This window comes from Agromyces sp. NPDC029043 (assembly GCF_055564615.1).
This window is the reverse complement of record NZ_JBVHVX010000005.1, coordinates 39,752-61,230: the sequence shown is the minus strand read 5'-3', so window position 1 is coordinate 61,230 and position 21,479 is coordinate 39,752. Positions and strand designations below refer to the sequence as shown.

Annotated in this window: 20 protein-coding genes; 8 read left to right on the top strand and 12 right to left on the bottom strand. The window is 71.3% G+C overall.

The window, feature by feature from the left end; genetic code table 11:
* Positions 1 to 5 precede the first annotated feature (5 nt).
* The 3 genes from ACZ4TW_RS08440 to ACZ4TW_RS08430 all read left to right on the top strand — a co-directional run bounded on the left by ACZ4TW_RS08440 (position 6) and on the right by ACZ4TW_RS08430 (position 2,450).
* Positions 6 to 614, top strand: a complete 609-nt coding sequence (locus ACZ4TW_RS08440) for a TetR/AcrR family transcriptional regulator (protein ID WP_465541986.1) — start codon at positions 6 to 8, stop codon at positions 612 to 614.
* A 414-nt stretch (positions 615 to 1,028) separates the two neighbouring features.
* Positions 1,029 to 1,493 (top strand): hypothetical protein, encoded by a 465-nt coding sequence (locus ACZ4TW_RS08435; protein WP_465541984.1) that lies wholly within the window; start codon positions 1,029 to 1,031, stop codon positions 1,491 to 1,493.
* 3 nt (positions 1,494 to 1,496) lie between these two features.
* Positions 1,497 to 2,450: an HNH endonuclease signature motif containing protein gene (locus ACZ4TW_RS08430; protein WP_465542319.1), complete on the top strand. Its 954-nt coding sequence runs from the start codon at positions 1,497 to 1,499 to the stop codon at positions 2,448 to 2,450.
* 195 nt (positions 2,451 to 2,645) lie between these two features.
* Here the strand turns inward: ACZ4TW_RS08430 and ACZ4TW_RS08425 are convergent, their stop codons facing one another.
* The 4 genes from ACZ4TW_RS08425 to ACZ4TW_RS08410 form a co-directional block, all read right to left on the bottom strand.
* Positions 2,646 to 3,491, bottom strand: a complete 846-nt coding sequence (locus ACZ4TW_RS08425; RefSeq protein ID WP_465541982.1) for an alpha/beta hydrolase — start codon at positions 3,489 to 3,491, stop codon at positions 2,646 to 2,648.
* A 43-nt stretch (positions 3,492 to 3,534) separates the two neighbouring features.
* Positions 3,535 to 4,359 carry an alpha/beta fold hydrolase gene (locus ACZ4TW_RS08420; RefSeq protein WP_465541980.1) on the bottom strand — a complete coding sequence of 275 codons (825 nt, stop codon included), beginning with the start codon at positions 4,357 to 4,359 and terminating at the stop codon, positions 3,535 to 3,537.
* A gap of 123 nt (positions 4,360 to 4,482) precedes the next feature.
* The gene (locus tag ACZ4TW_RS08415; protein ID WP_465541978.1) at positions 4,483 to 7,233 is read right to left on the bottom strand and encodes a helix-turn-helix transcriptional regulator; all 2,751 of its coding nucleotides are present in this window, start codon (positions 7,231 to 7,233) and stop codon (positions 4,483 to 4,485) included.
* An 87-nt stretch (positions 7,234 to 7,320) separates the two neighbouring features.
* A complete protein-coding gene (locus ACZ4TW_RS08410; RefSeq protein ID WP_465541976.1) occupies positions 7,321 to 8,523 on the bottom strand; it encodes a trans-sulfuration enzyme family protein in 1,203 nt (400 codons plus the stop codon).
* A gap of 143 nt (positions 8,524 to 8,666) precedes the next feature.
* Here ACZ4TW_RS08410 and ACZ4TW_RS08405 point away from each other — a divergent pair, with 143 nt between their 5' ends.
* Positions 8,667 to 9,122 (top strand): Lrp/AsnC family transcriptional regulator, encoded by a 456-nt coding sequence (locus ACZ4TW_RS08405; RefSeq protein ID WP_465541974.1) that lies wholly within the window; start codon positions 8,667 to 8,669, stop codon positions 9,120 to 9,122.
* A 7-nt stretch (positions 9,123 to 9,129) separates the two neighbouring features.
* Here the strand turns inward: ACZ4TW_RS08405 and ACZ4TW_RS08400 are convergent, their stop codons facing one another.
* The 3 genes from ACZ4TW_RS08400 to ACZ4TW_RS08390 are packed head-to-tail and all read right to left on the bottom strand — an operon-like array spanning position 9,130 to position 12,979.
* Entirely contained in the window at positions 9,130 to 10,512 is a 1,383-nt protein-coding gene (locus tag ACZ4TW_RS08400; protein WP_465541972.1) for an aspartate ammonia-lyase, read from the bottom strand.
* Positions 10,509 to 11,924 (bottom strand): aldehyde dehydrogenase family protein, encoded by a 1,416-nt coding sequence (locus ACZ4TW_RS08395; protein ID WP_465541970.1) that lies wholly within the window; start codon positions 11,922 to 11,924, stop codon positions 10,509 to 10,511. The genes ACZ4TW_RS08400 and ACZ4TW_RS08395 overlap by 4 nt, the downstream gene beginning before the upstream one ends.
* Positions 11,921 to 12,979: a homoserine dehydrogenase gene (locus tag ACZ4TW_RS08390; RefSeq protein WP_465541968.1), complete on the bottom strand. Its 1,059-nt coding sequence runs from the start codon at positions 12,977 to 12,979 to the stop codon at positions 11,921 to 11,923. Before ACZ4TW_RS08390 ends, ACZ4TW_RS08395 begins: the two co-directional genes overlap by 4 nt.
* Positions 12,980 to 13,265: 286 nt before the next feature.
* On the opposite strand from ACZ4TW_RS08390, the gene ACZ4TW_RS08385 reads away from it, so the two are divergent.
* The 3 genes from ACZ4TW_RS08385 to ACZ4TW_RS08375 are packed head-to-tail and all read left to right on the top strand — an operon-like array spanning position 13,266 to position 16,749.
* Entirely contained in the window at positions 13,266 to 14,795 is a 1,530-nt protein-coding gene (locus ACZ4TW_RS08385) for an amino acid permease (RefSeq protein WP_465541966.1), read from the top strand.
* Entirely contained in the window at positions 14,792 to 15,937 is a 1,146-nt protein-coding gene (gene alr, locus ACZ4TW_RS08380) for an alanine racemase (RefSeq protein WP_465541964.1), read from the top strand. The genes ACZ4TW_RS08385 and alr overlap by 4 nt, the downstream gene beginning before the upstream one ends.
* Before the next feature lie 56 nt (positions 15,938 to 15,993).
* Complete coding sequence (locus ACZ4TW_RS08375) at positions 15,994 to 16,749, top strand: IclR family transcriptional regulator (RefSeq protein ID WP_465541962.1); 756 nt, start codon at positions 15,994 to 15,996, stop codon at positions 16,747 to 16,749.
* Between the two features lie 7 nt (positions 16,750 to 16,756).
* Here the strand turns inward: ACZ4TW_RS08375 and ACZ4TW_RS08370 are convergent, their stop codons facing one another.
* Together ACZ4TW_RS08370 and ACZ4TW_RS08365 are read right to left on the bottom strand one after the other, a co-directional pair.
* Positions 16,757 to 17,557 (bottom strand): IclR family transcriptional regulator, encoded by an 801-nt coding sequence (locus ACZ4TW_RS08370; RefSeq protein ID WP_465541960.1) that lies wholly within the window; start codon positions 17,555 to 17,557, stop codon positions 16,757 to 16,759.
* A 97-nt stretch (positions 17,558 to 17,654) separates the two neighbouring features.
* Positions 17,655 to 18,494 carry a helix-turn-helix transcriptional regulator gene (locus tag ACZ4TW_RS08365; protein ID WP_465541959.1) on the bottom strand — a complete coding sequence of 280 codons (840 nt, stop codon included), beginning with the start codon at positions 18,492 to 18,494 and terminating at the stop codon, positions 17,655 to 17,657.
* A gap of 178 nt (positions 18,495 to 18,672) precedes the next feature.
* Here ACZ4TW_RS08365 and ACZ4TW_RS08360 point away from each other — a divergent pair, with 178 nt between their 5' ends.
* On the top strand, positions 18,673 to 19,617 hold the full coding sequence (locus tag ACZ4TW_RS08360; protein ID WP_465541957.1) for an SDR family oxidoreductase: 945 nt from the start codon (positions 18,673 to 18,675) through the stop codon (positions 19,615 to 19,617).
* Between the two features lie 45 nt (positions 19,618 to 19,662).
* Here ACZ4TW_RS08360 and ACZ4TW_RS08355 read toward each other — a convergent pair whose 3' ends face one another.
* From ACZ4TW_RS08355 to ACZ4TW_RS08345, 3 genes are all read right to left on the bottom strand, one after another.
* A complete protein-coding gene (locus tag ACZ4TW_RS08355) occupies positions 19,663 to 20,673 on the bottom strand; it encodes a patatin-like phospholipase family protein (protein WP_465541956.1) in 1,011 nt (336 codons plus the stop codon).
* Positions 20,674 to 20,854: 181 nt separating this feature from the next.
* On the bottom strand, positions 20,855 to 21,253 hold the full coding sequence (locus ACZ4TW_RS08350; protein WP_465541954.1) for a type II toxin-antitoxin system death-on-curing family toxin: 399 nt from the start codon (positions 21,251 to 21,253) through the stop codon (positions 20,855 to 20,857).
* Positions 21,250 to 21,453: a hypothetical protein gene (locus ACZ4TW_RS08345; RefSeq protein WP_465541953.1), complete on the bottom strand. Its 204-nt coding sequence runs from the start codon at positions 21,451 to 21,453 to the stop codon at positions 21,250 to 21,252. Before ACZ4TW_RS08345 ends, ACZ4TW_RS08350 begins: the two co-directional genes overlap by 4 nt.
* Positions 21,454 to 21,479: the final 26 nt, after the last annotated feature.

The following is a 21,479-nucleotide window of genomic DNA, read 5'->3' as shown; positions in this document are numbered from 1 at the left end:
GATCCGTGGCTCGACCGAAGAACCAGGCGCTGAGGCGAAGTGAACTCGTCGCCGCGACATCCAGGCTGCTGATCGAGCGGGGCGCCTCGGGCGCGCGACTGACCGACATCGCCGAGGCCGCCAACCTCACTCCGGCTTCGGTCTCGTACTACTACCCCGACCTCGTCGAGCTCTACGCCGAGACCCACCAGACGGCGGCGATCGAGTACATCACGGGCCGACGCGCACGTGTCGAGGCCCGCACCGGGCCCGCCCAGCGGATGCGCGAATGCCTGCGGCTCGGCATCCCGATGCAAGGCGAGCCATCGTTCGACGCCACCGTGCTGCTGATCGAGCTCGGAGCCCTGAGCACGCGCAACCACGGATTCGACGCGGCCGCCGACGAGTTCGAGCGCGCGCAGGTCGAGCTCTTCGAACAGCTCGTCGACGAAGGGGTCGCGGCCGGCCTCTACACGCCGGCCACGTCACCCGCCCACGTCGCCCGGACGCTGCTGGCCATCGAGGACGGGTTGGCGCTCTCGGTGATCCGAGGCCGCCTCGCACCCGATGAGGCACTCGACATCATCTCGGATGCGGCGAGCGCGCTACTCGGTCACCGGATCGGGACCGACTGACCCGGCAGGCGTCCGCGGGGCTCGCCGACGCGGCATCCGCTGACCTCACGATCGGCCGAGCCCCTCCGCGGCGTCAGCTCCGGAACCAGGCCCAGGCGGCACGGAGTCGAGACCCCGTTCCCCCGCTGCCGGAGCCGCTCGAGCCGGAGGGGGCGCCGTTCCGGTCGAGCAAGGACCCAGTCACGTTCCGGCATGCGGACCCGCTGCCCCTCGACCTGATTTCGGGGATGACACGGGCGATCGTCGCGGAGCGGCGGGGCGAGTCGGGCTGACGCGCCGCGCCGGCGCCGGCGCCGAGTCGTGCACTCCTCCTCCACAGGTGCGGATTCGGCCGATTCATCCACACGCGGAATGCCTGATCGACCGTGATTTCCGGTGCGAGCGGATGTCGGTGGGTACCTGCAGGATGGAGCCATGGAACAGCCCCCGCGACCCGCGCCCGACACGCCTCCGGCGTCGGGCGCGCTCATCGCGCTGGAGGGTGATCTGGCGGCGCTTCGCGACGCGTGGGTCGGCGCGATGCCGGCGTGGGGCGCCATCCGCGGTTCGGCTCAGGTCGAGGCGGAGCAAATGGGCGATGCCGGGCTCATGCAGGTCGTCGACGAGCTCGCGAAGGTGCGGCGCGATGTTGACGCCCTGTTCGCAAGGCTCGCCGCCGAGGTGGCGAAGCGGTCTGGGCCCGAGTTCGGGGACGTCGGGTTCGCGAAGGCGCAAGGCTTCCACAGCCCGGTACGGCTCGTCGCCGCGGCCACCGGCGCCTCGCGCGCCGATGCGCAACGACTGATCAGCGTCGGCGTCGCCACGGCGGAGCGGCAGGCCTTCAGCGGTGAGCGGATGCCGGCGCGGCATCCACACGTCGCGACCGCGCTGCAATCGTAGACGATCAGCATCGAGGCGGCATCCGCGATCACGACCATGCTCGAGCGAGCGTCGATGCGCGCCGAGGCGGGCCGGGCAGAGACTGTCGAGTACGCCCTGGTCGAGCTTGCCGCGCGAGTGCCGCTTGAAACCCTCCTGCGCGGGGTGCGCGAGGCCGAGGCGCGGCTCGACCCCGACGGCATCGAGCCGCGCGAAGATGAACTCCGGATGGAGCGTTCACTGACGATGCGCGAAGACCACCGCGGAGTCGTGCACCTGCATGCCCGACTCGACCCCGAGAGCGCGGCGCCCGTGAAGGCGGCGATCGAGGCGCTGGTCAGCGACGCGCTGCGACGACACCAGCCGGGCGAGCCCACGCCGGTCGTCGATGATCGGCGATCGATTCCGCAGATCCAAGCCGACGCGCTCGCCGCGCTCGCCCGCCACACGCTCGGCTGCAGCCAGACGGCGACACCGCTCGCGAAGGCCACCTTCGTCGTGCGCGTCGACCTCGACGCACTCGTCAGCGGTCTCGGGCACGCGCGTATCGACGGGATGAACCAGCCCATCTCGGCCGCGACGGCCCGCCGCATGGCCGCCGACGCCGAGCTCGTGCCCGCCGTCCTGGGCGGCGAGAGCCTGCCGCTCGACCTCGGCCGGACCGCGCGCCTCTTCACGAAAGCGCAGAGGCTCGCGCTCGGCGAGCGCGACGGCGGTTGCGCCTCCTGCGGGCAGAACATCGGCTACGTGGAGGCCCACCACATCGACTGGTGGGAACGCGATGCCGGCCCGACCGACCTCTCGAACGGCGTGATGCTCTGCAGCTTCTGCCACCACATGATCCACCGAGACGGCTGGCAGATCCGCCCGGGCCCACGGGCGATCTGGTTCATCCCGCCACCGCACATCGACCCCGCTCAGATACCCCGCCTCGGCGGCCGGGCGCGGTTCGAGTTGCGCGAAGTCGTGGCGGCATGACCTCGTGCCCCCAGCCAGATTGGGCGACCCCCGTACATCGAGATCACACCGCGCATGCGGGCGAGCCCGCATGCGCCATCCGGTGAGTCGATCCACCTCGCCGCGCACGCAGGAGAGCCCGTGCGCTCCGCCCAGCGCATCGAGATTCCGGGCCGCGCGCAGGAAGAACCCCGCGCGCCGCCCGGAACGACCGGATCACGCCGGGCGCAACGCACGCTCCCCCGCGTGCGCCAGCGCCCACTCGAGCGCGTGGTCGGCGACTTCTTCCCAGCCGGGCTCCGCGCAGATCCAGTGCGACCGGCCCGGGAACTCGACGTACTCGGTGGTCGCCGGCGACTTTGCGTAGTGCTTCGCGTTCGACTTGTTCACCGCCGGCGGCATGATGTGGTCCTTCTCGCCGCCGATGAACAGCAGCGGGGCGCGATCCTTCGCGTAGTCGACCCAGGTCTCCTGGTGCCCGGGCTGGAAGTTCGCGATCAGGCCGTACGACCACACCCAGTTGCCGGGCGCGGCGATCGCGTACTTCTCCCAGACCGCGTCCGACTCCTCACGCGTGAGCGTGTTGGCGAACGCGTAATGGAACTCCTCGGGCGTGAAGCCGACCGCCTTGTGCCGGTTCGCCGGGTTCTTCAGCGCCGGGAACAACGACTTCGCCTGCGAGAGCGGCGTCACGCGCACGCCCTCGGTGGGCGCCGAGTCGACCACCACGGCCGCCGCCCCGAGACCGCGGGCGAGCAGCAGCTGCGTGAGCGTGCCGCCGAACGAGTGACCCATGATGATGGGCGGCCTCGGCAGCGCCTCGATCACGCCGGCCAGGTGGTCGACGGTCTCGGGCACGGTGAGCTTTGCGATGACGTCGGGGTTCTCGCGCAGCGCCTCGACCTCGATCTCGAAGCCGGGGTACGCGGGGGTCAGCACGGTGAAGCCCTTGGCCTCGAAATGCTCCTTCCACCCCTCCCAGCTGCGGGGCGTCATCCAGAGGCCGTGCACCAGCACGATGGTGTCGGGGGCGGCGGGGTCGCGGGTGGTCTCGTCGGTCATGAGCGGGGTCCTTTCGGTGAGGGCGGATTTCGCGGCATCCGCTTCAGGAATCAATGAAGGCGAGCAGGTCGGCGTGCAGCCGATCCCGCTCGGTGTCGGGCAGGCCGTGGGCGCCGTTCTCGTACACGAGCAACTGCGCGCCCTCGACCATGGCGGCCGAGCGCTTGCCGCCGACTTCGAACGGCACGATCTGGTCGTCGTCACCGTGGATCACGAGGGTGGGCACGTCGACCTTCGCGAGGTCGTCGCGGAAGTCGGTCGCCGAGAACGCCGCGATGCACTCGTACGCGGCGCGGTGGCCGCAGGCCATGCTCTGCAGCCAGAACGCGTCGCGCGTGCCGGGCGAGACGTCGTTGTTGCGGTTGTTGCCGAAGAACGGCCCGTCGGCGAGGTCGCGGTACAGCTGCGACCGGTCGGATGCCTCACCCGCGCGGATCCCGTCGAACACGTCGATCGGCAGCCCCTCAGGGTTGTCGTCGGTGCGCAGCATGAGCGGCGGCACCGCCGAGACGAGCACGAGCTTCGCCACGCGCCCGCTGCCGTGACGGCCGAGGTAACGCACGAGCTCGCCGCCGCCCGTCGAGTGTCCGACGAGCGTGAGCTCGGTGAGGTCGAGATGGTCGATGAGCACGGCGAGGTCGTCGGCGTAGGTGTCCATCTCATTGCCGTGCCAGGTGCGGCTCGACCGGCCGTGGCCGCGTCGATCATGCGCGATCGCCCGGTGCCCGTGCTCGGCGAGGAAGCGGGCCGCGGCCGCCCACGCGTCGGAGTTCAGCGGCCAGCCGTGGCTGAGGATCACGGGGGTGCCGTCGACGCCCCAGTCGGTGTAGAAGATCTGGGCGCCGTCGTCGGTCGTGACGTAGGGCATTGGGGCCTCCTCTGGCGTGATCGGATGGCACGATGGTGCCGCCGCGCGGCGGGTCGCCGAACCACGTGGCGTGCGTAGTCGTGACGCACGGGTGCCGCCGCGCGCGGCGCTCGCCGTTGCTGGTCAGCGGTCGCCGAGGCGTTCCGCGAGCTGCTTGCGCGAGGTCACGCCGACCTTCCGGAACACCTTGCGGAGGTGGTAGTCGACGGTGTTGACGCTGATGAAGAGGGTCGCCGCGATCTCGGGATTCGTCTTCCCGTCCGCGGCCATGCTCGCGATCGTGCTCTCCTGCGGGGTGAGCTCGTCGAGTCGGGGGTCGCCGGTCGAGCGTGGCGCGACGTGCTCGCCGGTCGCCTCGAGCTCGCGTCGCGCCCGAGCCGCGAACGCGGGGGCGTCCACCCGAGTGAAGATCACGAGCGCGCGCCGAAGCTGCTCGCGCGCCTCGCGGCGGCGCTTCATCCGCCGGAGCCACTCGCCGTAGACGAGATGCGCGCGTCCGAGGTCGGCCGGCGCGGTGGCCGCCTCGAGGTGCTCGATCGCCTCCAGGTACCTCACTTCGGCATCCGCGTCGTCCGCCATCAGTGCCGCCGACTTGGCCGCCTGGCCTCGGACCCACGGCGTTCCGCTGGCCGCAGCGAGTCCCTGCAGTCGAGCGAGCTCGTCGACGACGGCCGCCGCGCGGCCGCTGCGCACCCCGGCTTCGATGTAGTCGGGGAGCTGCTGGTAGGTCACCTGCAGGAAGTTGCGCTCGACCATCGGCCGGAACCGTTCGAATGCGTCTCGATAGTGCCCGTCGGCGATCTCCCTGATACCCAGCCCCGTCATCGCGATCGTCCAAGCGCCGGCGAACCCGGTCGCGAGAACGCCGTCGGCGACGGCCTCGACGAACGCGACCGGGGCGCCCGCCCAGGCGAGCGCCGAGGCATTGACCACCTGCTCGGCGTCGTACCCGATCGCGCGGCGCAGCTCCCGCACCTGCTCGATGTACCGGGCGGATGCCGCGGGGTCGCCGCGCACGAGTTCGAGGTGGCCCAGCAGCCACAGGTTGGTGTCGACGACACGGAGCACCCCCGCATCACGCGCCACCTGGAGCGTGCGCTCGAGGAGCTCGATGCACATGCGCTCCTCCCAGAGCGCCATGGTGAGGGCGACGCCGAGCGAGCCGACATCCAGCAGTTGCGCGTCGTCGGCGTCGCGAATCGTCGCCACCGCCTCGCGCATGAGCGGAACCGCCACCTCGTACGGCTCCAAGATGTGCGCGGCGACCGCTCGAAGCTGTACCGACCTCGGCCCATCGGCCACGGTCGCGCCGTCGGCGAGGCGGCGCCCCAGTTCGGGCAGGCTCACGCCCTCGGCCGCCCACTCCGCGGTGAGGACGTAGTCGAACGCGCGGAGCAGCGCCCGCTGCTCGAGCTCTGGGGCGCGACCGTGGAACAGCGTCGCGGCGCGCAGCATCATGGCCGAGCCGCCGACGACACCGTCATGGTCGGCGATGAACAGGGCGAGCAGCGCACGCAGCGTCAGCACGCGACCGAGCCCGACCGGGTCGAGGCGGTCCTCGTCGAGACGTGCAAGAAGCTCCAGCGCGAGGCCCACGGCACCGGCCGCCGCAGCCGCCTCGGCGGCCTCGAGGATCCGCCGATCGTGCTCGGGTCCATCCGACGTCAGGTCGGCGGCCCGAGTGAGCAGTTGCGCGCGCGACACCGAGGCGCCGCGCCCGCCGGCCGCGTCGGCAAGGTGCTCCATTCGGGCTGCCAGGCGGTCGTCCGCACCGACCGCCGCCGCCGCGCTGTGCCAGACGGCGAGGTCGCTGCGCCCGCGTTCGTCGGCGACCGCGGCGAGCGCCTCGTGCGCGCGGCGCTGGTCCGGGGCGGGCATGCCATTGTACACGGCCGAGCGAACGAGCGGATGTCGGAAATCGACCGTGCGCCGGACGGAGACGAGCCCGGCGCGTTCGGCCGGGCCCGAGGCATCCGCCGTCACACCGAGCCGGTCGGCCGCCGCCGCGATCAGCTCACGATCGCCCGTCGACTCGGCCGCCGCGACGAGCAGCCAGCGCTGCGCATCGGGCTCGATCGCCTCGACCTGTCGGAGGTAATGCGCCTCGAGTTGCTCACCGACCGGCGTGGGGGTCGGCGCCAGCGTGGAGTCCGTGAGCTCTTCGGCGGTGAACTCGCGGCCCAGGTCGATGAGGGCGAGCGGATTGCCGCCGGTCTCCTCGGCGATCCGCGTCGCAAGCAAGGGATCGAGCGCGCCGAGCACCGAGCGGTTGAGCAGCTGCACGGCCGCCGGCTGATCGAGTCCGCGCAGTTCCAACGCGGGAACCCCGGCGGTGACGAGGTGCACGCGCGGGTCGGGGCGCGAGCTCAGCAGCAACGCGACGGGCTCCGCCGTCAGTCGGCGGGCGACGAAGGCCAGCACCTCGAGCGACTCCGCATCGACCAGGTGCGCGTCGTCGACCACCCATGCGATCGGCTCGACCTCGCCGGCCGCCGCGAGCAGCGACAGCAATCCGAGCCCGACGAGGTACCGGTCGGGCGGGTCGCCCTCGTCGACTCCAGCGGCGATCCGCAGCGCCGCCGCCTGCCGCCCCGGCACCCGATCGAGATGTTCGGCGAGCGGGGCGCCCAGGCGCTGGACCGCGGCGTACGGCATCGCCGCCTCGGCCTCGTATCCATCGGACCGCAGCACCCGGATGCCGCGAGCCCCGGTGACGGCGGCGTCGAGCAACGCCGTCTTCCCGATGCCCGGCTCACCCACGACCGAGAGTGCGGTGCCGACGCCGTTCCGGGCATTGCTGAACAGCGCACCGAGGCGGTCGAGCTCGCCGGTGCGTCCGAGGATCGCGGGGGGTGCGGGGTCGATGTGGGTCACCGTACTCCGCCCTCGACGGTGCGGTCCAGTCTGTTCTGCTGGTCCTCGGGCGGACTGGATGCGAGCCTCCGGCACCGAACCGCCCGATCACCGCTGCGGCAGCGGCTCCGTCTCATCGGCGAGGTCCAGTTCTTCGAGCGCGAACGTCTCGTCGAGCGCCGCCGCGAGATCCCCGAGCAGGTCGCCGGCGTCCTCGATTCCGACCGACAGCCGCAGGTGCCCGTGCGTGCGGAACTCCTCGGGGTAGGTCGCGACCCGGCCGCCGTCCGTGCCGACGTGCACGATGAGCGAGTCGTCGTGCCCGAGCGAGAAGGCCGAGGTGATGAGGCGCAGGTTCCCGACGAAGCGGTTCTGCGCGTCGGGGCCGCCCTTCACGGCGAACGCGATCGTGCCGCCGAAGCCGCGGCCGCCGAACTGGCGGCGGGCGAGTTCGTGCTGCGGATGCGACGCCAGGCCCGGGTACGCGACGTACTCGACGCGAGGGTCGGCCTCCAGGAAGTCGGCGAGCTCCGCCGCCGACGCGAACGTCTGGCGGAGGCGCAGCGGCAGGGTGACCGAACCGCGCTGGATCTGCGCCGCGTTGAACGGCGAGATGACCCCGCCCACGTCGACCATCGCATCGGCCTTGATCGGCTCGATGAGGTCGTGCCGGCCGACCACGGCGCCGCCCATCGCGTCGCCGTGGCCGTTGATGTACTTGGTGAGCGAATGGACGACGAGGTCCGCTCCGTCGTCGAGCGGGCGGTAGAACGGCGGCGGGGTGAACGTCGAGTCGACCATCACGATCGCCCCGTGCTCGTGGGCGATCGCGGCCACGGCGGCGACATCGGCGACCTTCGTGGTGGGGTTGGCGATCGCCTCGACGCAGACGAGCTTCGTCTCGGGGCGCATCGCCGCGCGCACGGCGTCGAGATCGGTGACGTCCACGAACGTCGCCTCGATGCCGTAGCGGCCGGGCAGGAGTTCGCTCCAGAGCCGCCAGGTCGCCTCGTACGTGACGTCGGAGACGAGCACGTGATCGCCGGCGCGGACGTGCGTGAAGAACACCGCGTGCAGCGCCGCGACGCCGCTCGCCAGTGCGACGGCGGCCTCGGCGCCCTCGAGCGCGGCGAGCTTCGTCTCGAGCGCGGACTGGTTCACGCCGGAGTTGCGCGTGTAGAGCCCGATGCTCGTCGCCGACCAGCTGATCGCGCTCGGGTCGTCGGGCAGTTCGTAGGAGTTCGCCATGACGATGGGCACCCGGAGCGCACGGTGCCCCGGATCGGGCAGGTTGCCCGCGTGCACAGCCATGCTGAGGTCCGAGAGCGTGAGCGGGCTCCGTCGGTCGGGTCGCGGTGCAGTCATGGCGCCTCCAGTACTGTGCATCATTGGCATTTGTGATTGTTAGTATTGCACGCCAATAGCTTCGACGACGCGAGACCCAGGGAGTCGCCATGACCGCAGCACGACTCGACGACATCGACCGGGCCATCCTGTCCGAGCTCGGCGACGATGCCCGCCTCCCGCTCGCCACCCTCGCGGTCCGCGTGCACCTCTCGCGCAACGCCGTCCGCCAGCGGATCGAGCGGATGGAGCGCGACGGCGTCATCGCGGGCTACACGGTCGTACGCGGACGGACGCAGGACGGGCCGCGCCCGGTCTCCGCGGTCGTCTTCGTGTACCGCGCCGACCGCATGCGGGGCGGCCAGGTGATCGCCGAACTCGCGGCGATTCCCGAGGTGGTGCGCTGCGACGTCCTCGCCGGGCAGTTCGACCTGCTCACGACGCTCGAGGCCGAATCGATGGACCGGGTCGGCGAGATCTGGGAACGCATCGCGGCGATCCCCGGCGTGGCCGACACCGTGACCTCCGTCGCCCTCACCACGGTGATCGAACGCGTCGCGCACTGACGGCGATTCACCGCGCGAGCAGGCGCTCCGCCTCGTCGGCGCTGATGCGGGCGAACCGCGCGACCGACTCGGCGACCGGCGCGCCGGTCGCCAGCGCGTGCTTGGCCGCCGAGGTCGCCGCCTCGTACCCGATCACGGGAACCAGGGCGGTGATGGCGCCGACCGAGCCGGCGACGCGCTGCTCGAGCAGCGGCGCGTTCGCCTCGATGCCCTCCACGCAGCGCTCCCGCAGCACGCGCGCGCCCTGCGTGAGCCATCCGATCGACTGCAGCAACGACTGGGCGATGATCGGCTCGAACGCGTTGAGCTGCAACTGCCCGCCCTCGGCGGCGACCGCGATCGTCACGTCCGAGCCGATGACGGCGAACGTGATCTGGTTGACCACCTCCGGGATCACCGGATTGACCTTGCCGGGCATGATCGACGAGCCCGCCTGCCGCGCCGGCAGCCGGATCTCGGCGAGGCCCGCCTGCGGCCCGCTCGAGAGGAGTCGCAGGTCGTTGCAGATCTTCGACAGCTTCACCGCCGAGCGACGGAGCATCGCCGACGCGTGCAGGAATCCACCGGCATCCCACGTGGCCTCGAACAGGTGCGCGGCCGGCGTGACCTGTAAGCCGGTGAGCTCGCGCAGCCGGGCGATGACCGCCGCACGGAACGCGGGCGGCGCCGTCACTCCGGTGCCGATCGCCGTCGCGCCCAGGCTGCACTCCAGCAGCAGCGGGATGGTCTCCTCGAGGCGCTGCACGTCCTCCCGAACGGCGACCCCGAACGCCGCGAACTCGTCGCCGAGGGTCATCGGCACGGCATCCTGCAACTGGGTGCGGCCGACCTTCCGGATGCCGGCGAAGGCCACCGAGCGCTCGGTGAAGGCGTCGGCCAGCCGGGCGAGCTCGGGGATGAGCTCCTGCAGCATCTCGACGACCGCCAGCCGGATCGCCGTCGGGTAGACGTCGTTGGTCGACTGGCTACGGTTCACGTCGTCGATCGGGTGGATGACGTCGTAGCGACCGCGCTCATGGCCCAGCCGCTCCAGAGCCGCGTTCGCGATCACCTCGTTGGCGTTCATGTTCGTGCTCGTCCCCGCGCCGCCCTGCACGACGTCGACGCAGAACTCGTCGTGCAGCTCGCCGCCGCGGATCCGCCCGCACGCCGACTCGATCGCCTCGACGTTCTCGGGTGGGAGCAGCCCGAGGTCGCCGTTGGCCCGCGCCGCCGCCTGCTTGACGACGGCGAGCGAACGGACGAGCGCGCCGTGCCGGCCGATCGGCGTGCCGCTGACGGGGAAGTTCTCCCGGGCGCGGAACGTATGCACGCCCCAGTACGCCTCGGCCGGCACCTCGACGGTACCGAGCGAGTCCGACTCGCGGCGCACGCTCTCCGGCCCGCTCATGTGCTGATGCAGACGACCTTGGGCTGGGTCATCTCCTCGAACGCGAACCGGACGCCCTCGCGGCCCATGCTGCCGTACTTCGCCCCGCCGAACGGCATGCCGTCGACGCGGTAGTCGGACGAGTCGTTGATCATCACGCCGCCGGCCTCGAGCGACTCGGCGACCCGCAGCGCGCGATCGAGGTCGCGCGTGAACACCGCGGCGTGGAGCCCGTAGTCGACGTCGTTCGCGAGGGCGACGGCCTCCTCCTCGGTGTCGAACGGCTGCACGGTCACGATCGGCGCGAACGCCTCGTCGGCCCAGACCTCACACGAGTGGGGGACGCCCTCGAGCACGGTCGGCCAGAACACCGACCCCTCCCGTCGATCGCCCGCGAGCGCGATCGCACCGGCGGCCTTCGCGTCGGCCACGAGCCGCTCGGCGCGCTCGGCCGCCTCGGTGGAGATCATCGGCCCCACGTCGGTCGCCTCCGACGACGGGTCGCCGGCCGTGAGTGCAGCGGATGCCGCGGCGAACCGCTCGCGGAACTCCTCGTAGACGTCGCGCTGCACCAGGATCCGCTGCACCCCGACGCAGTTCTGCCCGGCCGCCCAGAACGCACCCGAGATGCAGGCCTCGACCGCCGCGGACACGTCGGCATCGCCGAAGACGACCACCGGGGCGTTGCCGCCGAGCTCCATCGCGAGCCGTTTGAGACCCGCCCCGCGCGCGATCGCCTCGCCCGTCGCGAACCCGCCGGTGAAGGACACCATCCGGATCTCGCGGATCGCGATGAGCGCCTGGGCGAGGTGGCGATCGCCGTGCACCACGGTCACGATCTCGTCGGGCACCCCCGCGTGGACAAGCACGTCGACGAGGAACCGCGCGGTCAGGGGCGTGAACTGCGACGGCTTCAGGATGACCGAGTTGCCCGCGGCGACGGCCGGCCCGAGCTTGTGCGCCACGAGGTTGAGCGCATCGTTGTACGGGGTGATCGCGAGGACGATGCCGAGCGGCTCGCGGGTGAACCAGCCGCGCCGGCGCTCCGATCCCTCGAACGCGTCGAACGGGATGACCTCGCCGCCGTTCGAGCGCGCCGCCTCAGCGGAGAGCGAGAGGGTCGTGACCGCCCGGCGCACCTCCTTGCGCGCCTGGCGGACCGTCTTCCCCGCCTCGCGGACGATGAGGTCGGCCGCGGCGTCGGCGCGTTCGGCGAGCAGGGTGGCCGCGCGCTCGAGCGCGGCATGGCGCTGGAAGCGCGACATCCGGGTCGAGAGCGACAGGCCGACGCGCGCACGCGCGAGGATCCGGTCGACGTCGGCGGGCACGTGCTGGGGGACGCGTCCGATCTCGGATCCGTCGTACGGGTTCACGACGGGGGCGAAGCGCGGCGACATGCCGTGCGCGAGCGGGGCGATGAGGATCTCGGTCATCGGACGCCTCCCGTCAGCGATGCCCCGCGCGACTCCTCGATCGCGATGAGGTCGGAGAGCAGTGCGTACGCCGTCTCGACGCGGCCGGCGCCGGGGCCCGACACCGTGACCGTGCCGAGCAGGTCGGTGTCGAACGAGACCGCGTTGGTCGGGCCCGAGATGCCCGCGAGCGGGTGGTCCAGGTCGAGGGCGACCGGCTGCACGCTCGCGGTGATCGCGCCTTCGGCGCCGCGGCTCGCCGAGCCGATGAGCTTCCATCGCCGCCCCTCGGCCGCCGCACGCGCGATGTCGTCGGGCGAGAGCGTCGAGAGGCCTCGGCGTTCGACGTCGGAGGTCGTGATGTTCGCACCCAGCACCTCGTTGGCGAGGATGACGACCTTCAGCTGCACGTCCGACCCCTCGAGGTCGGCCGTCGGGTCGGCCTCCGCGTACCCGAGCGCCTGCGCCTCGGCGACGGCCGCGTAGAGCGACAGGCCCTCCTCCATCCGCCCGAGGACGAAGTTGCTCGTGCCGTTGAGGATGCCCTGCACGGCCGTGATCTGGAGGCCCGCGAACATCCGCTCGGCAAGTCGCAGGACCGGCGTGCCGCTCATCACCGCGCCCTCGTGCTCGAACCGCACCCCGTGCGTCTCGGCGAGCGCGCGGAGTTCGGCGCCGGCGAGGGCCACGGGCCCCTTGTTCGTGGTCGTGACGTTGCGGCCCGACTCGATCGCCCACCGCACGTGCGAGATCGCCGGCTCGCCGTCCGATGGGTTGGTGAACGTCGCCTCGACGACGGTGTCGGCCGTCGTGTTGCGGATCACGTACTCGTTGCGCGGCTCGGCGTGCCCGCCGGGCAGGCCGGCGAAGTCGGCACCGGCCGGCATCGCGAGCACGGATGCGAGGTCGATGCCGTCGGTCTGCATGAGCGAGCCCAGGCGCAGGTCGGTGATCGCGACCACGCGCAGCTCGAAGCCGAGTCGGGCGGCCAGCTCGTGTCCGCGCTCGTCGATGAGCTGGGCGAGTGCTCGGTTCACTCCCCCGAAGCCGATGAGAGCCAGGTCGTGTCGCTCCATGTGGGTTCCTCCTGCGTCGTTGGCGTGGGAGCCATCCTGCGAGCCCGGGGTGTCGGTCGCGGCTGTCGGATCGGCCACGGCCCTGGTCGAATCGCCCGTCGCGCGGTCGATTCGGGCATCCCCCCGCCCGCAGGCCTGTGCGAGCGCGTCATCGCACTTGCGTCGCCTCGATCGGGGTTGTAACGTCCTCGAAACCGACAAACGTGCAGTATCGACACATTGCAGTGCTGATATTGCAAAGACTCAACGAAGAGCACCTATCCCCGAAGACCGGAGGACGTCCCCGATGAACGGTTCCGCCCGCAGCTCGACGCTGCCGAACACGCTGCCGCACACGACGGCCACGCAAGTGCCCTTCCGGCGGCTGCAACGCTCCATGGATGCGCGCCACCTCGTCATGATCGCCCTGGGCGGCGTGATCGGTTCGGGCCTGTTCCTGAGCTCCGGCTACACCATCCACCAGGCCGGGCCCCTCGGCGCGGTCATCGCCTACGGCATCGGCGCGGTCGTCGTGTACCTCGTGATGGCCTGCCTCGGCGAGCTCGCCCTCGCCTACCCGGTCTCCGGCGCGTTCCACATCTACGCGGCCCGCGCCATCAACCCGGCGACCGGCTTCACCACCGCCTGGCTCTACTGGCTCTGCTGGGTCGTCGCACTCGGCTCGGAGTTCACCGCGGCCGGCATCCTCATGCAGCGCTGGTTCCCCGCGGTCGACGTCTGGGTCTGGTGCCTCGTGTTCGCGGCACTGCTGTTCACCCTCAACGCCATCTCGGCGCGCGTGTTCGGCGAGACCGAGTTCTGGTTCTCGCTGATCAAGGTCGCCGCGATCATCGGGCTCATCGTGCTCGGCGGCGCCGCCATCTTCGGCATCACCCCCCTCTCCCCCGAGAACCCCGGCGCCGTGCTGTTCAGCAACTTCATGACCCCCGAGGGACTGTTCCCGACCGGCATCGGCGGCGTGCTGATGACCGCGCTCGTCGTGTTCTACGCGTTCAGCGGATCCGAGCTCATCGGCGTCGCCGCCGGCGAGACGAAGGACCCTTCCCGCAACATCCCGAAGGCCCTGCGCTCGACCGTGCTGCGACTCGTCATCTTCTTCATCGGCTCGATCACCGTGATCGCCGCGATCGTGCCCTATGAGCAGACCGGCGTGACCGACAGCCCGTTCGTGACCGTCTTCGAGTACGTCGGCATCCCCTATGCGCCCGACATCATGAACTTCGTCATCATCACGGCGTTGCTCTCGGCGGGCAACAGCGGTCTGTTCTCGTGCGCCCGCATGCTGTTCTCGCTCGCCGAGGAAGGGCACGCGCCGCGCGCCTTCACCCGCCTGACGCGTCGGGGCATCCCGATCGTCGCGCTCAGCGTGAGCCTCGTCATCGGCCTGGCCTCGCTCCTGTCGAGCGTGGTCGCGCCCGAGACCGTGTACCTCGTGCTCGTCTCGATCGCCGGCTTCGCGGTCGTCGCGGTGTGGATGTCGATCGTCGCGGCGCAGTTCTTCCACCGTCGCGCCTTCGTCCGCGCCGGGGGCGACGTGTCGACACTCGCGTACCGCACGCCGCTGTACCCCGTGGTGCCGATCGTCGCCTTCGTGCTGCTCGGGATCTCGATCGTCGCCATCGCCTTCGACCCGAACCAGGTTGCCGCGCTCTACTTCGGCCTCCCGTTCGTGGCCGCCTGCTACCTGTACTTCTGGTTCCGATACGGCCGTCGCGGTGCCAAGCCGGCCACCCCCGTCTCGGAGGAGGCGCCCGTCGACGCGATCGACGACGAGCCGCGCGCAACGCCGTCGACTGAACCTGACGTGATCGGATGACGCCGACGCCGGGGTGGGTCGAGATCGACCTCGACGCGATCGAGCACAACCTCGACGCCATACTGCTGCGGTTCGACGCACGGACCGAGGTGTGCGCGGTCGTGAAGGCCGACGCCTACGGCCATGGAATCGAGCACGTGCTCCCGTCGATCATGGCCCGCGGCATCCGCACCATCGGCATCACGAGCACCGAGGAGGCGGTCGCAGCCCGCTTCCTCGGGTTCACCGGGCGGATCCTCAGGATCCGCCCGGCGCTCGCCGATGAGATCGAGGACGGCCTCGCACACGGCGTCGAGGAGTGGGTCGGCGGCGCGGAACACGCCGAGGTCGTGGCGCGAGTGGCCCGCGACCGCGGCATCCGCATCGCGGCACACGTATCGATCAACGCGACCGGGCTGAGCCGCGACGGCATCGAACTCACCCGCCCCGGCGGCATGCGCGAACTCGACCGCGTCCTCTCGCACCGCGAACTGCGGATCGCGGGCATCTGCTCGCATTTCCCCGACGAGGATCGGGCGGATGTCGCGCGCGGCGCGGCCGCGTTCCAGGTGCAGTCGGCCGCGGTGCTCCGCTCGATCGGCGCAGGCGCAATGGGCGTGCAACGGCACTGTGCGACGTCCTATGCGGCGCTCACGGTTCCGGACGCCGCGTTCGATCTCGTGCGCATCGGCGCCGCGATCTACGGCGATACCGCCGCACCCGGGAACGGACTCCGGCCCGCGTTCGCGCTGAAGTCGCGGGTCGCGGCGGTGAACCGCTACCCGGCCGGCAACACCGTCGGCTACGACCGGACGCATCGGCTCGAGCGGGACGCGGTGCTCGCGACCGTCCCGATCGGGTATGCCGACGGCATCCAGCGCTCGATGGGCGGTCGCGGTTCGGCGCTCATCCGGGGCCGCCGCGTGCCGATCGTGGACCGCCACGCGATGAACACGCTCACCATCGACGTCACCGCGCTCGGTGCGGTGGAGCCCGGCGAGGAGGTCGTGTTCTACGGCCCGCAGGGCGACGAGCGGATCACGTCGGCCGACCTCGAGCGCGCCAACGGGCACATCGCGGCCGACCTGTACTCGGTCTGGGGCCGACTGCACCCGCGCGTACCGGTCCGGTCAGCAAGCCGCACCGCGTCGGCGCCGAGGTAGGCGGCCGCCTGCGCTGTAATGGAGTCCGATGCTCCCGCCCGCAAGGAGACCACACCGTGCAGATCCCCTCATCGCTCGCGCAGGGCCTGCGCCTCGTCGAACTCGCGGTCGAGCGGGAACGTTCGGGCCGGCCCGGACACACGGCATCGCGCCTGGCGGACGCCGCCGGAATCGAGCGCAGCCGCGTCTCGCGGCTGGCCGGCGAGCTGCGCGACCTGGACTACCTCGAGCGCGACGAGTCGCAGGCGTACCGGGCGGGCGGGCGATTCCTCGCGGTGGCCGCCGTACTCCAGGAACCGATGCTCCGCGCCGCCCGTCCCCACCTGCGGGCGATCGCGGCGCGGTTCCCGGTGACCGTCCGCGTCAGCGGGCGCGACGGCGTCCGCTCGGTCCTGCTCCGCTATGAGGCCGCGGTCGGAGCCGCGGAGCCGTCGCTCCGCTCGGGCATGGTGACCCCGGCATGGTCGACGGGCGCCGGCAGGGCGCTGCTCTGGGACCACACCGAACCCGAACTCGAGACACTTCTCTCCGAGGTGCAGTTCGTCGGCGTCGGCGGCCCGGGCGCCGCGCGCTCGGTGCCCGAGCTCGTCTCGCTCATGGATCGGGATCACGCGAACGGCATGGTCCGGGCCGAGGAGGAGTACGACGACGGCGTGCTCGAGCTCGCCCTGCCGGTCAGGGACGAGGGCGGCACCGTCATCGCGGCGCTCAGCGTGAGCCATTCCATCGACGACCCGGGACAGGTCGACGAGCTCGCCGGCTCGCTCGCCGAGGGAGCGGCCGCCTTGACCGAGCTCGCGTCACGGCGCTGAACCGGGCTCAGCGCCGTGCGGGCATCTCGGACGTCGCCGCGGGGGCGCCGATCCTGCGTGAGAGGGTCTCGGCCGCGTCGACGCACAGGGCACCCAGTTCGGCAGTGCGCGGACGGAGGGCTTCCCGAAGGCCGACGATCTGCACGCCCGCGACGACCTCGCCGCGGAAGTCGCGGACCGGCGCCGACACGGAGTACAGGCCCGGCTCCGCCTCCTCGTCGACGATCGCGTACCCCCGCTCGCGTGCCGCGGCGAGCCGTGCGAGGAAGTCGTCGATCGAGGTGGGGGCGTTCGGACCCGGGCTGCGGAAGTCCGTTCGGGTGAACACGGCCCGGATCTCGTCGTCGGTCGCATCCCACAGCACCGCCTGCCCGGCGTCGCTGCAGAAGGCGGGATAGGCGCGGCCGATCCACGACCCGATCATCCGGGACGCGGGCGGCACGCTCTCGACGATGGTCACGGTGCTGTCACCCTCCAGCACCCCGAGAAAGCATGCCTCGTCGCATGCCTCGCTGAGCTGCTCGAGCAGGTCGAGCCCGTCGACCCGCAGCCTCCGGTCGGTGAGGTCCTGGGCGGCCGCGTACCAGTTCCAGCTCAGTCGGTAGGTGCGGTCGGCCGCACGGACGACGAATCCGAGCACCTCGAGCGACGCGAGCGCGCGCGAGACCTGCGACCGGTCGCGGCCGAGGTGGGCCGCGACGACCGAGACGCCGGCGCGGAACGGCGGCGTGCTCGTCACCTCGGCGAGCGCCGAGATCACCTCGAACCCGCGCCCCATGCTCGACGACGCGTCGCCCTCTCCCCGCATGGGTCAACGGTAGCGAGGAAGCCGCGCCCACGCGGCATCCGCCATCACCACGACCGTCAGCTCCGGAGCCGTGCCATGCATCGGCACGGCGTCGGCATCAGCCGAGCGCCTGGGCGCCGATGACGGCGAGGAGGCTCAACCGGTCGTGGCTCTCGCTTCCGGGGATCGCGGTGTACACGAGGAGGGAATGGCCCTGATCAGGATCGATCAACCGCTGGCACGTCAGCTCGAGGGGGCCCACTTCGGGGTGGATGAAGTGCTTCACGTCATGCGGGCGCACGCCGATCTCGTGGTCGTCCCAGACGAGGCGGAACTCCTCGCTCTGCTCGAGCAGCAGCGCGGCGAGGTGCGCAGCGCGCGAGCCCGGCCCACGCAGGGTCGCGATCTCACGAAGACCCGACGCGTACATGCGGCTGAGGAACGCGTGCTCCTCCGGAGCGTGTCGATCGCGGGCGGCCGGATCGGTGAACCATCGGTACCCCACGCTGCGGGCGGGCCCTGTGTACGACGTGGCATCCCCCGTCAGCGCCACGGCCATCGGCGTCTGCCGCAGCGTCTTGCCGAGTTCGGTGACGATCTCGGCGGGCGTGTCGGTCAAGCGGTCGAGGATGCGCAGCAATCCGGGGCTGATGTGCGTGCTCACCTCTCCGCGCGCGGGCGGGTTCTGTCCCGCGAGCCGGAAGAGATGGTCGCGCTCGTCGAGCGAGAGGTGCAGGCCGAGCGCGATCGAGGCGAGCATCTGGGGGGATGGCTGCGGTCCGCGCTCCTGTTCGAGGCGCGAGTAGTAATCGGTCGACATGTGGCACAGCGACGCGACCTCCTCGCGTCGGAGCCCGGTCGTCCGCCTGCGTGGACCGCGAGGCAGGCCGACATCCTCGGGCTGCAGCGCTTCACGGCGGCTGCGGAGGAACTCCGCCAGCCCGGCGCGATCGATCATGGTGAACCTCGTCTCGCAGTGCTGCTTCGTTTCTACCTCGCTCGGCTGACCGGAACCACGGACCATCCGTCCCACCCTCACCGCCGATGGGCGGGTCTGGCGAACCGGGGATCGACGGTCTCTGGATGACGCGTCCTCGACGGGCGACGGTGGGATGACCACGAACGAGGAGGACTCGATGACCGGGCGAACGATCGACATCCACATCCCCGACCTGACCGGCAAGCGCGCGGTCGTCACCGGCGCGAGCGACGGCATGGGAGTCAGGATCGCCGAGCGCCTCGCGGCGGCGGGCGCCGAGGTGATCCTCCCGGTCCGCAACGCCGTGAAGGGTGAGCAGGCGGTCGCGGGCATCCGCGAGCGGGTTCCGGGCGCCCGCGTGTCCCTCCGAAGCCTCGACCTGTCGTCGCTCGCGTCGGTCGCCGCGCTCGCGGACACCCTGGGTTCGGAGGGCCATCCCATCCACATCCTCATCAACAACGCCGGAGTCATGACCCCGCCCGACCGGCAGCTGACCGCCGACGGCTTCGAACTGCAGTTCGGCACCAATCACCTCGGCCACTTCGCCCTCGTCGGGCGGCTCGCGCCGCTGCTGCACGCGGGGCGAGCGAGGGTGACGTCGCAGATCAGCATCGCGGCGCGGCGGGGTGCGATCGACTGGGACGACGTCAACTCGGAGCGACGCTACGACAGTCAACGCGCGTACAGCCGGTCCAAGATCGCGTTCGGGCTGTTCGGCTTGGAACTCGATCGTCGGAGCCGCGCGGGCGGGTGGGGCATCACGAGCAACCTCTCGCACCCGGGAGTCGCGCCGACGAGCCTGCTCGCCGCGCGCCCCGAGCTCGACCGCCACGAGGACACGCGGGCCATCCGGATGATCCGCGCGCTCTCGGCCCGAGGGATCGGGATCGGCACCATCGACTCCGCGGCGCTGCCGGCGCTCATAGCCGCGACCGACCCGTCGGCCGAGGGCGGCGTGATGTACGGGCCGCGCGGGCTCGGTCACCTCGGCGGGCCGCCGGCCGTGCAGCCGCTCTACCCGCCGCTGCGCAGTGCGGCTGACGCGGCCCGGGTCTGGGATGTGTCCGAGCGGCTCACGCAGGCGGCGTTCGCCACCGCGTGAGGGTCTCGCACGCACTATCCGGCGCGCGACACCTGGACCGTGATCTCATCGACGTCTCTCGTGCTGACCCGCACTCGGCACCAGGTGCCCGAGCACCGCGTCGATGGCGGCTCCATTCAACGCGAGGAGCTCGGTCGCGGCAGCGCGCAGCACGGACAGCCGTGCAGCGGAAGGGTCATCCATCCTCCCGGCGACGCTGTCGTCCTCGATCTGCAGGCGGGTCACCCGGGCGGGCGACAGCGCACGCATGGCCAAGGTGGTCCCGGCGGCCGCTCCCGTGGCCACCGTGACGAAATCCCGGGCGGAGGCGATCCAGGGATCGGTGCTCCCGAAGGTTCCCTTCGTCGTGGCGACGCCCGTGCCGATCGAGAGCATCACCACGGAATCGCCCGTCAGACCCCGTTCGGCGGTGAGCGGAACGGATTCGGCCAGGGCGACGCCCGCGGGGTTGTTCGCCCATACGCCCCCATCGACGAATCGGCAGCTGCGCCCGGCCCACTCCCGCACGAACGGCGGGAAGTACGTCGGCGCCGCAGAGGTGGCGCGCCCCGCCTCCCACAGCATCATGTCCCAGCTGGGATCGTTGCGCGCATCGCGCCGACTGATCACGACCGGGCTGCTCGCCTCGGCATCGAAGCTCGTCACCGCGAGTTCGAGCCGCGCCTCGGAGACCCTGCGCTCGCCGAACACGTCCCGCAGCACCGCCTCCAGCCCGGAAGGGTCGTGCCGGGCATTCCCGCCGAGCGCCGGGTTGCCGCCGAACGGTGCGCCGACGGTTCGGGCGGCCCGGTCCATCCGCCCTGTGAAGGTCGCGCCACGGCCTGCCCGATGGGTGGGCTCCGGCCCGAAGATCCGGGGCCCGTACCGTGGGTAGAACTCGGCGAGTTCGGCGGCGGTCAGGCCGGCTGCGAGGCCGATGGAGATGATCGCCCCCGTGGAGGTGCCGACGGCGAGATCGAACAGCTCCGAAGCCGGCATCCCCGCGCGGTGTTCCACTTCGGCGAGCACCAGCGCGGCGATGTATCCCCTGATGCCGCCGCCGTCGATGGAGAGCACGCGTACCTGCCGGCTCATGCGCTCACGATGGCCCGGCGAGCGCGCGCCGTCAACGGTCGAAGGACCTTGCACTCATCACGTGCAACCTGACGCGATGCACGTCTGCTGTTGCCGTAACGATCCAGGATGGCGTCCACCCAGGTTCGATCGACCGAGGAGCCCTGTCGTCGCCCACGTAGCGTTACGCGAGCGGCCGGATGCGGGCGCGAACCCAGGCGGCGACCCCGTCGAGTTCGACCGCGCCCGCCGCGACCTCCCGAAGGAACCGGTCTGCCTCGGCCACGTCATCGGCCACGAGGTCGAGGCCGTTGAGCTCGAGGAACGCGACGGTCATGAACCAGGCCAGTCGCTTGTTCCCGTCGGCGAGCGGGTGGTTGCGCATCACCGCGAGCATGAGCGCCGCGGCCTTCTCGTCGAGCGTCGGGTGCACCTCCTCGCCGAACACCGGCATCGGGGCCGCGAGTGCCGAGAGCAGCAGGTTGCGCCCGCGGGCGCCGTCCTTGAAGTGGAACCCTTCGTCGTCGAGCAGCGCCTCGACGTCGTCGGGGTCGAGGTACTCGACCTCTCGACCCGCCGTCACTGGGCGAGACGATCGAGCAACTCGGCGTCGCGGGATCGGATGCGATCGAACGCCTCGCGCGTACGGGCTGACTTGTCGGCACGCGCCGCGAAATCGTCGAGCGCGATCTGCACGACCTCGGTCTTCGACCGCCCGAGCTTCACGGCGAGGGCCTCGAGCAGTTGGTCGTGAGCCTGGTCGAGGCGCAGGGTCATCGCCATGGCACGGTCCTTCCGTCGGCCACCAT

Bases quoted from the DNA above. Each gene is read 5' to 3' on its own strand.
- ACZ4TW_RS08435 (WP_465541984.1), top strand. From the start codon at position 1,029: ATGGAACAGCCCCCGCGACCCGCGCCCGACACGCCTCCGGCGTCGGGC.
- ACZ4TW_RS08425 (WP_465541982.1), bottom strand. From the start codon at position 3,491: ATGACCGACGAGACCACCCGCGACCCCGCCGCCCCCGACACCATCGTG.
- ACZ4TW_RS08420 (WP_465541980.1), bottom strand. From the start codon at position 4,359: ATGCCCTACGTCACGACCGACGACGGCGCCCAGATCTTCTACACCGAC.
- ACZ4TW_RS08410 (WP_465541976.1), bottom strand. From the start codon at position 8,523: ATGGCTGTGCACGCGGGCAACCTGCCCGATCCGGGGCACCGTGCGCTC.
- ACZ4TW_RS08405 (WP_465541974.1), top strand. From the start codon at position 8,667: ATGACCGCAGCACGACTCGACGACATCGACCGGGCCATCCTGTCCGAG.
- ACZ4TW_RS08400 (WP_465541972.1), bottom strand. From the start codon at position 10,512: ATGAGCGGGCCGGAGAGCGTGCGCCGCGAGTCGGACTCGCTCGGTACC.
- ACZ4TW_RS08395 (WP_465541970.1), bottom strand. From the start codon at position 11,924: ATGACCGAGATCCTCATCGCCCCGCTCGCGCACGGCATGTCGCCGCGC.
- ACZ4TW_RS08390 (WP_465541968.1), bottom strand. From the start codon at position 12,979: ATGGAGCGACACGACCTGGCTCTCATCGGCTTCGGGGGAGTGAACCGA.
- ACZ4TW_RS08385 (WP_465541966.1), top strand. From the start codon at position 13,266: ATGAACGGTTCCGCCCGCAGCTCGACGCTGCCGAACACGCTGCCGCAC.
- alr (WP_465541964.1), top strand. From the start codon at position 14,792: ATGACGCCGACGCCGGGGTGGGTCGAGATCGACCTCGACGCGATCGAG.
- ACZ4TW_RS08370 (WP_465541960.1), bottom strand. From the start codon at position 17,557: ATGCGGGGAGAGGGCGACGCGTCGTCGAGCATGGGGCGCGGGTTCGAG.
- ACZ4TW_RS08365 (WP_465541959.1), bottom strand. From the start codon at position 18,494: ATGATCGATCGCGCCGGGCTGGCGGAGTTCCTCCGCAGCCGCCGTGAA.
- ACZ4TW_RS08360 (WP_465541957.1), top strand. From the start codon at position 18,673: ATGACCGGGCGAACGATCGACATCCACATCCCCGACCTGACCGGCAAG.
- ACZ4TW_RS08345 (WP_465541953.1), bottom strand. From the start codon at position 21,453: ATGGCGATGACCCTGCGCCTCGACCAGGCTCACGACCAACTGCTCGAG.